9 protein-coding genes are annotated in these 10,411 nt (G+C 67.0%); 1 reads left to right on the top strand and 8 read right to left on the bottom strand.

What is annotated here, in order from left to right:
* Positions 1–724 precede the first annotated feature (724 nt).
* Entirely contained in the window at positions 725–1,345 is a 621-nt protein-coding gene (locus P696_RS0141695) for a hypothetical protein (protein ID WP_026416968.1), read from the top strand.
* 428 nt (positions 1,346–1,773) lie between these two features.
* Here the strand turns inward: P696_RS0141695 and cas2 are convergent, their stop codons facing one another.
* The 8 genes from cas2 to P696_RS57755 all read right to left on the bottom strand — a co-directional run.
* Positions 1,774–2,064: a CRISPR-associated endonuclease Cas2 gene (gene cas2 / locus P696_RS0141690; RefSeq protein ID WP_026416967.1), complete on the bottom strand. Its 291-nt coding sequence runs from the start codon at positions 2,062–2,064 to the stop codon at positions 1,774–1,776.
* Positions 2,065–3,090, bottom strand: coding sequence for a type I-C CRISPR-associated endonuclease Cas1c (gene cas1c, locus P696_RS0141685; protein ID WP_026416966.1), 1,026 nt, complete (start codon positions 3,088–3,090; stop codon positions 2,065–2,067).
* The gene (cas4, locus tag P696_RS0141680; protein WP_026416965.1) at positions 3,083–3,733 is read right to left on the bottom strand and encodes a CRISPR-associated protein Cas4; all 651 of its coding nucleotides are present in this window, start codon (positions 3,731–3,733) and stop codon (positions 3,083–3,085) included. The genes cas1c and cas4 overlap by 8 nt, the downstream gene beginning before the upstream one ends.
* The gene (gene cas7c / locus P696_RS0141675; RefSeq protein ID WP_026416964.1) at positions 3,730–4,602 is read right to left on the bottom strand and encodes a type I-C CRISPR-associated protein Cas7/Csd2; all 873 of its coding nucleotides are present in this window, start codon (positions 4,600–4,602) and stop codon (positions 3,730–3,732) included. The genes cas4 and cas7c overlap by 4 nt, the downstream gene beginning before the upstream one ends.
* A gap of 50 nt (positions 4,603–4,652) precedes the next feature.
* Positions 4,653–6,434, bottom strand: a complete 1,782-nt coding sequence (cas8c, locus tag P696_RS51790) for a type I-C CRISPR-associated protein Cas8c/Csd1 (RefSeq protein WP_051469133.1) — start codon at positions 6,432–6,434, stop codon at positions 4,653–4,655.
* A 4-nt stretch (positions 6,435–6,438) separates the two neighbouring features.
* A complete protein-coding gene (gene cas5c, locus P696_RS51785; protein WP_084339072.1) occupies positions 6,439–7,140 on the bottom strand; it encodes a type I-C CRISPR-associated protein Cas5c in 702 nt (233 codons plus the stop codon).
* Positions 7,137–9,341 (bottom strand): CRISPR-associated helicase/endonuclease Cas3, encoded by a 2,205-nt coding sequence (locus tag P696_RS51780; RefSeq protein ID WP_051469151.1) that lies wholly within the window; start codon positions 9,339–9,341, stop codon positions 7,137–7,139. Before P696_RS51780 ends, cas5c begins: the two co-directional genes overlap by 4 nt.
* An 864-nt stretch (positions 9,342–10,205) precedes the next feature.
* Positions 10,206–10,411, bottom strand: a 206-nt coding sequence (locus P696_RS57755; protein WP_034489870.1) for a hypothetical protein, incomplete at its 5' end; no start/stop codon positions are given.

The following is a 10,411-nucleotide window of genomic DNA, read 5'->3' as shown; positions in this document are numbered from 1 at the left end:
TGGCGCCCGCCCTCCGGGGCGGGCGAGGATCGCAACGACGGCGGCTGGAGCAAGGGCAGCCTCGCCCGGACCTGGCGCCCGCCCTCCTGGGGCGGGCGAGGATCGCAACTTGCTGTGCCTCGCGACGAATCACAAGCCGCGATTCGCTGGCGCCCACCCTCCGGGACGGGCGAGGATCGCAACCCCTGAGGGTTGGCGTCCGACGGCGGGACCGTCCGCACTGGCGCCCGCCCTCCGGGGCGGGCGAGGATCGCAACGTCGAAGACCCCAAGGGCATCCGGGCCGTCCTCGACACCTGGCGCCCGCCCTCCGGGGCGGGCGAGGATCGCAACGACGCTGACGTGCACGCCAAGCTGAACGCCGGTACGTAGTGGCGCCCGCCCTCCGGGGGCGGACGAGAATCGCAACGACCGTGTGCAGCCGAGATGGTCAGCGATGTCCTGGTGGCACCCGTCCTCGGGGGCGGGCGAGGATCGCAACACCAAGTCGCAGACCGCCGCGCCGACCTCCGACATGTGGCGCCCGCCCGCCGGGGCGGGCGAGGATCGATCCGTCGGGGTCTTTACTCGGTGCGCTTCTGGCGTACTCCGGCCGTCCCTCATGTGACCGTGTCAAGGTCACCGCGGGATGCGATGATTGAAAACAACCATCGGTAAAGCTAATCCATTGGTCGACCTGGAGGATCATATCCGACCGACCGCCGAGCCCCCCCGGAGGCGAGTTCGTGGCCAGCAGCACCTTTGTCCCGGTCACCCTCGGTGTTATGACGGCCGCGGTGGCGCTGGTCGGCTACTGGTCGAACCTGTTTATGAAGCGGCGGGAGGCCAGGGGCCAAATGTACGCCGAAGCGCTCCAGGTGATTCACCGCTACGAGGAGCTTCCGTACATGATCAGGTATCGGCCGGCTTCGGACAGCCAGGTCAGGGCAGACCTCGGCGAGCGAATCAGTGAGGTCTTTCTCAGCGTCTCTTACTACCAGACGCTGCTGACCATGGATTCCCGTGTGGTCGGCGAGGCTTACGCGGAGCTGTATAAACAGACGCGGCGGGGCGGAGGACCACACCGCAAGGAAGCCTGGAGCCAACCGCCGATGGAAAGCGACACCGAGGCGTCGGGCCAAACCTTCTTCCCCTATGACAACGCGCCTGAACTCGAGTGTTGTCTGCTAGCGATGCGCCGTGAGCTGACGCCTCTGGGCCGGCTGCTTCGCCCGCTAACGCGCCGGAGCGTCCAGGCGCGTCTGCGGGAGCGTCCGCAGTGGGAGGAGCCGGCATGGATGCGACAGCGTCGCGCCGACCTCGAATCCAGCGTCCAGCCGATGGCCTCCGAAACTGACCGCACCTGATCCGCCAGAGGCCCGACCTGGAAAAGGAGCCGCACTCAACAGCTGTTTCCATAGTTTGCGCGCGTCGAGCTTTTGGGCCGAACCACGTTCGACCCGCGAAGAGGATGAGTGTGGCGCCTGCCCTTCGGGGCGAGCGAGGATCGCGCCCATCCACGGCCGCGCCACTCGCGACAGCCGCGGTGTCGCGCAGACCCGTCTGGGCGGGGTGGCACATGCTCGAGGTCCAGTTCGAGGTCAGCCCGGACGGGCGTGGCTCCTACCTTCTGGTAGACGAGGGTCGTAACTTGCCGGCTTCGGGATCGCGTGCGTGCAATCCGGTAGGGCTGCTCTTCGAAGCGGCCCGCGGTTCGTCATCCGGTCCACGACTGTGGACCGGATGACGTTGCTGCATGCGGGCAGAGCCGTTGATATGCCTTGTCATGGGGTCGTTACATGATCAGGGCGTCGTGGTGGGGTAGGGGGCGGGCGGTGCCGAGCATTTGGACGGTGCGGAAGGAGCCCTTGGGGACTTTGTAGATGCGGATGCTGTCTTCGGTGTCGTTGATGGTTTTCTGGATCTTGTCGATGAGGGTGAGGAGTTCGGGTTCGGTGCAGACGATCTCGAAGACGGATTTCTGGACGCGCATGCCGTAGCCCTCGCAGAGTTTCGCGACTTTGCGGAGGCGGCTTCTGCCGTCTGGGGTGATGGTGCTGACGTCGTAGGTGAGCAGCAGTTCCATTCACACCATCCAGGGCATGTAGGCGGGGAGTTCGCCGCGGAGGTGGCGGGCGAGGATGCGGGATTGGACGGATGGCAGCAGGGCGGCGGGGACGCGGCGGCCGAGGAGGCGGTGGGGCCAGTCGCGTTTCTTCCAGTCCTGCCATTCGACGAGGGTCTTCTTGCGGCCGTCCTCGGTGAGTTGGACGGCGCCGCCGGGCAGGGTCTCGAAGTGTTCGGCTCGGAGTTGGCGGCGGTTGAGCAGTGTGAGGGCCAGGCGGTCGGCGATGGGGGCGCGGAGTTCTTCCATGAGGTCCAGTGCCAGGGCGGGTTTCCCTGGGCGCAGGCCGTGGAGGAACCCGATGTAGGGGTCGAGGCCGACCTGTTCTGCGGCGCCGTGGACGCCTGAGCGCGTCAAGCCGTAGAGGAAGGACAGCAGGGCGTTGGTCGGGTCGGTAGGTGGGCGTTTGCGGCGCCCGGGGAACGGCGCGATGTCTAGGCCAGGGCGGATGAGCAGGGCGAAGGCTGTGAAGTAGTGGCGGGCGGCGTTGCCTTCGACTCCGCGGAGGGTGTCCAGGTCACGGGTGGTCTCGAGGGCGGGGATGGCGTCGGCGATCGCATCGGCGTGTGTGCGGATCTCGTCCTGGTGACGGTCGTTATCGCGGGCGCCGCGCAGGAGGAGTTGGCGGCTGTTCTGGAATTTGCCAGCCAGGACGGCGCGGGCGACCTCAAGGGAGGTGTCCGGGGAGGCGTGCGCGAGGTGTTGGGCGTGTCGGAGGAGGACGTTGCCGCGGGTCGGGCCGTCCAGGCGGCTGAGGAAGCGGCCTGTGGACGACATCCAGACCACCGGGCGTCCGTCGTCGGCGCAGCGGGTCAGGAGCGCGGAGCTGAACTGGATGTTGCCGAAGGCGACGATCTCCTGGAGGCGGCGCAGTGGCAGGGTTCGGCGTTCGCCGCCCTCGGGCAGCACGACGCGGAGGCTGTCGCCTTCCAGGTAGAGGGATGTGCCCGGGGTCTGGACGTAGAGGGTGTTGAGGAGTTCAGTCATCCCAGGCATCGCTCTCGGGTGTGGGACGGAACCGGAGGTCGAGCTGCCGCCGATAGAGCTTGCGATCGGCGAGCAGGCGGGGCATGCACAGCGTGTTCATCGAGCAGCCCCGGCACCGCTTGTCGGCGACGGGCCCGGGCAGGACGGTGTCGGTGAGGACGGCTCGTACCGCGTCCGCCAGTTCGATCACCCGGGCTCTCAGCTCAGCGTCGATCGCCACCGGATGGCGGCGGCGGTCGGCGCTGGAGTAGATGTAGCCGAGCGGCACGGCCCGGCCGAAACGCTCTTCCAAGCACATGGCCTGGCCGGCGAGCTGCAGGTCAGCGGGGTTGTCCGGTTTGTAGCTGCCTGACTTGTGCTCGACCGGAACGACCTCACCGTCGTCGAGCAACTCGACGACGTCGCAGACGCCGGTCAGGCCGAGGCCGTCGTGCCAGACGGGGAGGGCGCGCAGGGTGCGCACGCCGGGCCGGGTCTCTTCCGCGGGTTCGTGGACGCGCTGGTGCAGGAGCGTCCCGCGGACGGTGTTGACGTCGTCGGCATACCCCGCTTCCAGCAGGATGAGCCCGGCCTGGCGGGGGCAGTAGGCGTAGTGCTCGAGCGCGGACAGCGGGACGGGAATCTGGTCCGCGCCCGGGCTCATCCGATGATCCGGGTGAGCGTGACACCGTCCGGGATGCCGCTCTCGTCAACCTTCACGTCGTACTCGTGGAACGCCCGCGTGGGCCCGTCGACATTCGCCTTCACGGTGATCAGGTCGAACAGCGTGTGAGCGGGGACGGTGCCGAACCCGTCGTGGTGGGTGAAAACGTACAGGCCGCGCAACGCCATCTCGGCGCGTCCGGATGCACGGTCGTGCTCGAACATCAGCTGCATCGAGCGCCACAACATCGCCAGGTCGTCGGACGTGACGCCGGTCTTGGCGGCCAACGGCGCGCTGAAGTGGCCATGTCCGCGGTAGAGGCCGTAGGGGACGGCGTGCTTGCCGCCCATCTCGGTTTCCTTGTCGTCCTCGGTCTTGGTGCGGGTGACGCGGGTGATGCCGTGCTCCTGCGGCATGACCGGGTCGATGGAACGGGAAAAGGTCAGCTGCACAGGGCCCTGGACGCGTCCGGCGGACTGGGTGCCGGTCGACATGACGGCGCCGAAGGTCCGCACGTCGAAGAAGGTCTGGCACATCCAGTCACGCGCCTGCGCCTGGACGGCGGAATCCTTGGCCTTCTTCTCGGTCTTGGGAACGCCGAGGGCGGTGTAGGCGCGCTCGTGCTGGGAGTTGAGGGACACCCCGGCCTCGACGTAGATGTCGTAGCCGGGCTTGTCGGCGCCGAGCAGCGCGACCATGTTGCGGATCTTCCGCTTGATGGCAACATCGGTGACCAGACCCTGCATGGTCTCGGGGTCAGTGCGCGGCATGCCGCCGGCGTCGGGGTCACCGTTGGGGTTTCCGTCGGTGACGTCGAACAGGAACACGAAGTCGTGCTTGCGCGCCGGGTCGTGGTGCACGTCGGTCATCAAAAGGCTCCTTGAAGACAGTCGGGTGTGGGCGGGCTGACCCGGCGGGGCTACGCCTCGTCCGTGGGGTCGCTCTCATCGGTGGGGGGCTCCTGGGCGTTCTTGGCCTCCTTGGCGGCGCGTGCCGCTGCGGCGTCGTGGGCGCGCTGATGGTCGTAGCCGAGGATGAACTTCATCTGGTCCCGGGCATTGAGGTGCGGCGGCAGGCCCTTGTCGGCATCAAGGAGAGCGACCAGGTCAGCCAGGCGGTTGTCGAGGGCCCGTCCGGCCGGGCGGGTCTTCTCGCTACGGCTGAGCTTCTTGATGTGCCCGTTGGCGTTGGTGCGCAGCAACCGCATCGTCGCGGCGGGCTGCGTCATCGCCAGTCCGAAGAACCTGTCGCGGATGGTGGCGTTGACGTCGGGCAGAGCCCGCCGCTGCAGGGCCTCCAGGACCGCAAAGGTCCGGCCCCAGACGTAGGCGGGCGTGGTGTTGCCTGGGTCCAGGCCGGGCATCGTGGCCTCCTTGAACGGGGGACGAGTAAGGGCGAGCCGCAACAGCGCCACGCGGGGAAGATCGATCCGATGGTCATTGCGGATGCGATGCAGCAGCTGCGGCACCAGGTGGCTGGGAGGTGCGGCGCCGTGGAGTGCGGCGTGCAGCAGGGCACGCTCCAGACCATGGATCGCGGTGCCGGGAACGTACTGCTTCTTGCCGCGGTCCCAGCGTCCGCTGGCCCGCACCAGGAAGCGCAGCGGGACGTAGTGGACGCCGTCGCTCCACACATCGACCGACCCGTGATCGTCGAACCAGGACGCGATGTTCTGCTTGATCTCCCGGAGCGGCGCGTCCAGCCAGTCGCGGACCACCACGCGGCTCTGATTGGCCGACAACGTCAACGCGTGAAAGGCGCCCTCGTCCAGCCGAGTGTGTCCACCACCTGAGTGGATCTCCTTCAGCAGATCCCTGACCTGGCCAGGGTCGGGATTCTCGATCATCATCAGGTCGAACTCGGCGGCGGGCTCGGCCAGCCACCACGTCAGGACGCTGTCGTCGCCACGCCGTCGATGGCGGTCGTCCGACAGCAGGTGGTTCAGCGCCGCCATGGTCTGGGCGCCGCAGTCCTCACACAGCGGGGTGTTGCCGAGCTGCAGCTGCCCACCACGGCCCTGCGCGCTGGTGTTGACCGAGATCAGAGCAGCGTCGCGACCACGCTTCGGGCGCCCCTTGGAGTCGACACCGACCGGGATGAGCGAACTCTTGATCATGTCCGGGACGGTCTTGAGCAGCGAACCCTCGCGATTGCAGGACAGACACATGCCCTGGAGCCCCGAGCTCTTGCGGTCCCGGGAGACCTGACCCCAGAAATCGATGGCGGAAGGACGCTCATGCACGTACTCACCGGCAACGCGCACGGCGATCAGGTCGGACGAAGGAGCATCGTCAGGGATCTTCTCGAGAAGCGGCAGGTGCCTCTCCTGGTCGAAGAACTCACACACGGTCTCCGCGACAGGGTCACCGGTGGCGTCCCTCCAGGCGTGCAGCAGCTCCACGTAAGCGTCGTTACGTTTTTCCGCAGACGCCTGAGCCTTGGCGGAGTCGTCCTTAGCCACCGCAAAGACGTAATCCAGAGTGTCGACCACCAGCATCGCCGCGACGCCGCTGGTGCGCGTCACATACGGGGCCGGCATCAGCACTCCAGCCTTGGCGTCCGCCGTCACGAGGTTGAGCAGATGCCCGTTCCCCTGTGGGTCGATTCTGATGACCCAGCGGATGGCCCGCTGCCGGTAGTAACGCGGCGCGCCTTGGCCGGCCTGCTCGGTGGCGAACTTGACGAGTTGCTTGATAGGCATGCGCTCACGCCCCCGACCGCGCCGACCGGGCGGCACGTGGCGACTCGGACGACGGCAGTTCGACGCCATGGTCGGGGACGTGGATGACGCCGTCCTCCATCCCGGCCATGAACCACTCGTAGGTCTCCTTGCCGTCCTTGTAGCGGATGCTGTGCAGCATCGGCCCGAGCAATCGCGTCTCGCTGATCGCCGTGAGGGTGGACGGCTTTCCGAACTGCGCCGAGAACTCCCGGGTGCCCAGGAACGGCTGGGAGAAGCAGGCGCCCTTGTCGACCCGCCGGCGGAGCTGCTCCCGGTACTTCACCTCTCCAGCAGTGGCGTGGGGGCGCAGCCTGACCTGGGCATGGATCCGGTAGGCCACGTCACGCAACGCCACGGTGTTGCGCTGGTCGCGGTCGTTCTCCACGTCGTAACGGACTGTGGGGTCGGCCATCATCCGCCGCACCCCGTCCACACTGGTCATCGACTTGACCTCGTTCCGACGGAGCGAGAACCAACGGATCGGTCGCAGCACCTCGATCGCCGTGACCACGTAGTCGAACTCCGGACGCCAGAAGATCGCCTCCAGAACGCCACGCGCCGCCGACGGGGTCATCACCTCGTAGCTGAACCGCTCGGCCTTGAGCTCAGGCCGGGTGAAACAGGCGAACTCTCCCCACACCTCAACCACCAGGGGCGGGTGCGGATACCGGGCAGGAGTGCTCAAAACACCAGGTCCTCTCCGTTCAGGTCGGTGAACTCGATCCCACGCTGCGGGTGGTAGGCGTCCTGCCACTCATAGAGGTCACCAACCAAGGGCGTCGCCATTCCCTGATCACAGCCCTGCTTCGCCAAACGCCGCGGCAGCCTGGCCAAGTACGGCTGAATCTTCCGGTGCACCCAGGCCGGTGGCCCTTCCGCAAGCGTGAGCAGGTGGCGCAGGTGCTCACGTTCGCTGTCGTCCCCATACGGCACCAACACAGGGACGGTTTGCTCGTCGATCAGCTTGAATCGGTCAGCTACCTCAGGGAAGTCGAACCCGGCGCGGTACCGCTGGATATCCGCTCCGGGCCCGGCCCCCTCGATGTTCGTTATGGAGTAGCGCTCGCAGTAGTAGGCGCTCAGCGCGTCAAGGTCGTCGGGATCTGCCAAGCCCGGGCCGAAGAACTGACGCGTGAGATCGAGCGACGCGCCGTAAACCATGCGCGTGCCCACAGCGCTTCCGTCGGACGGGTCGAAAACCACTACCCGTCCCTCGTCCAGCATCCCCTCACGGTTGGCCCTCCCGGCCGCCTGCTGCAACGACTCGGCAGAGGCGAACGCCCGGAACACGACCGGGAAATCTACGTCAACACCGGCCTCAACCAGCTGAGTGCTGACCACCAATACCGGCCGTTTCGCCTTCAGATGGTCTCGGATCTCCTGGAGTGCCTTGCGGCGGTGAAGCGATGCCATGCGCGTCGACAGATGCAGAACCGGGATGCCCTCTGCCATTCTCTCCACGTGCCGGTGCAGAATGGTGGCGTCCTTGGTGGTGTTCACGATCGCCAGGCAACTACTCTCGGCGGCTACCTGCTGGGCCATTTCTTCGAACGAGCGCTGGCGTTCGCATTGCCACTCGTACCGGACGCGCCGGAGCTTGCGATAGACGGGGGCCGGCTCAGCAATCACCGGCTTCGGCTTCAGGTTCGCAAAGACGTCCAAGGAAAAGAAGTCCGGCTGCGTCGCAGACGCCAGCACGACACTCGTCCCGAAGAACTCCGTCAGATGACGCAACGCCGAAAGAATCGGAGGCAACATCGGATCCGGAAGCGACTGCACCTCATCCAGCACGATCACCGACCCTGCGAGCCGATGCAGCCGCCGCATCGCCGAGGGCTTCCGGCTGAACAACGACTCGAACAACCGGACCGTGGTCGTCACGACCACCGGCGCATCCCAGTTCTCCGCAGCCAGCCGCTGCCACCGTTGTTCCGGTGGCAGTTCGTTGAAGTCGACCCCGCTGTGGTGTTCGAGGACGTGCTCCTCCCCGAATACCTCCCGATACACCCCAGCGTTCTGCTCGGTGATCGACAGGTAGGGAACCGCGATGATCACACGCTGCAGACCATGCAACGCTGCATGATGCGCCGCGAACCCCGCCACCCCGAGAGTCTTCCCCGCCCCCGTCGGCGCCGGGAACGGAAACAGCCCCACCTCCAGCGCCGCCGCCGCGACCGCCTGCTGATAGAGCTCCGCTCGAATCCGGTCGACCGCCGAGGCCTCTCGCCCACCTTGTTTCCTGCTCAGGTACTCCTCACGACGAGCCTCGAATGACGCGACCATGCCAGCCAACGACGCGGCTCCGGCCGGCAGCGTCCCCTCCATATGCCGACGGGTATCAAGGAAGTCCGCATCGACCAACGCGCTGAACACCATCCGCATGAGCAACTCAGCCGCATGCCGATTGCCAGGCTCCAGAGCCCACGCGGGAACCGCCGAACTCCGATCCCCCATGATCTCCGGCACCACCTGCCGGACGCGCTCAATAGCCTCCGCCACCTGCAGATCACCGCTCGCATCAGCGACCTTGCCCGCCAACTGACGCAAGGCGGGAAGCCCGCCATGATGCCCCAGCACCGGCAACCCGAAGGCCCCGACACGTCCCTCGCGCACAGCCAGAAACGCCCCAGCGGACTTGTGATCAATGCCCCGCCCCCCGGCATCCACCACCGGCCCACCGGATCTCTCAGCCCGTACAAGCCCGTCCTGCCATGGGCACGCGCCCTTGCCGACGTCATGCACAAGCCCGACGTAACCGGCCAGGTCAGCAACCCCGAATACTGCCGCGAACCGGCCAGCCAACTCAGCGGTGTCTCGCAGGTGATCTTCCAGCGCATGCCGGTGACCTGCCGGGTTCGCACTATGCGCCCATAGACCACTCGTCACGGTCTGCCCCCAAAACACGACGTTGCGTTGGAAGGCGAAGATACGAAGTAGCTCTGACAATCCGCGCTGACATTGGACCAACTCCACCCGCACTGACCAGATGCGGCCACCAGACCGGCTGCCAGGAAGGAGTCATCAGCAAGAAGGACACTCTGACTCCGCGCCACCGCACATTTCGGACAGAGTCATTCCTTGCACCACAAGCCCCAACGCATGCCTGCTGCATCGTCCGAGGGGGCGTCAACCGGCCGGGAGCAACAAGCCGCTGCAGTGCCTGTGCAGGTTACGGCCCTCGCCTGCCGCAGAAGGCGGGCGCCACCGCTTGGCACGTCGGCGCGATCAACTCCGTGGCAAATCAGTTGCGATCCTCGCCCGCCCCAGAGGGCGGGCGCCACGGCGCAAAAGTCCGCTTCAAGTACCTGGACACCCAGGTGTTGCGATCCTCGCCTACCCCGGAGGGGGCGCCACTCGCAGCGATGGGGCGGCACGGTGCGCGGCCAGGAACCGGTTGCGATCCTCGCCCGTCCCGGAGGGCGGGCGCCACTCGGCACCGCTGACGGCTCGCTCCGCGGGGTGTCGTGGTTGCGATTCTCGCCCGCCTCGAAGGGCGGCGCCACGCGTCATCCCTGCTGACAGGGTTGAGGCCGTAACTGACCTGTTGCGATCCTCGCCTGCCGCCGAGGGCGGGCGCCACGACGCAGCCCACCACGACGGACCTGCGCGGCAACGCGTTGCGATCCCCGCCCGCCCCGGAGGGCGGGCGCCACCCGGATCACCGATCGGCTCACGCCCTCGATGAGGTAGTCGTTGCGATCCTCGCCCGTTCCGGAGGGCGGGCGCCACATGACTGGTTCGCCTGCGCTGTCACCCCACACCTTGATGTTGCGATCCTCGCCCGTCCCGGAGGGCGGGCGCCACGGTGCGCAAGTCGACGATGCCGCCGGGCGTGTTGAGGGCGTTGCGATCCTCGCTCGCCCCGGAGAGCGGGCGCCACTCGGTATAGGGCACGTCCAGCAACATCCCTTTGCGCTGTTGCGATCCTCGCTCGCCCCGGAGGGCGGGCGCCACCG

The sequence above is a fragment of the Actinomadura oligospora ATCC 43269 genome (assembly GCF_000518265.1).
Lineage (GTDB): Bacteria > Actinomycetota > Actinomycetes > Streptosporangiales > Streptosporangiaceae > Spirillospora > Spirillospora oligospora.
The sequence above is the reverse complement of the archived record's forward strand: the minus strand, read 5'-3'. Positions and strand labels throughout refer to the sequence as shown.

Excerpts from the sequence above, each read along its gene's own strand:
- cas2 (WP_026416967.1), bottom strand. The coding sequence starts at position 2,064 with ATGGAACTGCTGCTCACCTACGACGTCAGCACCATCACCCCAGACGGC.
- cas1c (WP_026416966.1), bottom strand. The coding sequence starts at position 3,090 with ATGACTGAACTCCTCAACACCCTCTACGTCCAGACCCCGGGCACATCC.
- cas4 (WP_026416965.1), bottom strand. The coding sequence starts at position 3,733 with ATGAGCCCGGGCGCGGACCAGATTCCCGTCCCGCTGTCCGCGCTCGAG.
- cas7c (WP_026416964.1), bottom strand. The coding sequence starts at position 4,602 with ATGACCGACGTGCACCACGACCCGGCGCGCAAGCACGACTTCGTGTTC.
- cas8c (WP_051469133.1), bottom strand. The coding sequence starts at position 6,434 with ATGCCTATCAAGCAACTCGTCAAGTTCGCCACCGAGCAGGCCGGCCAA.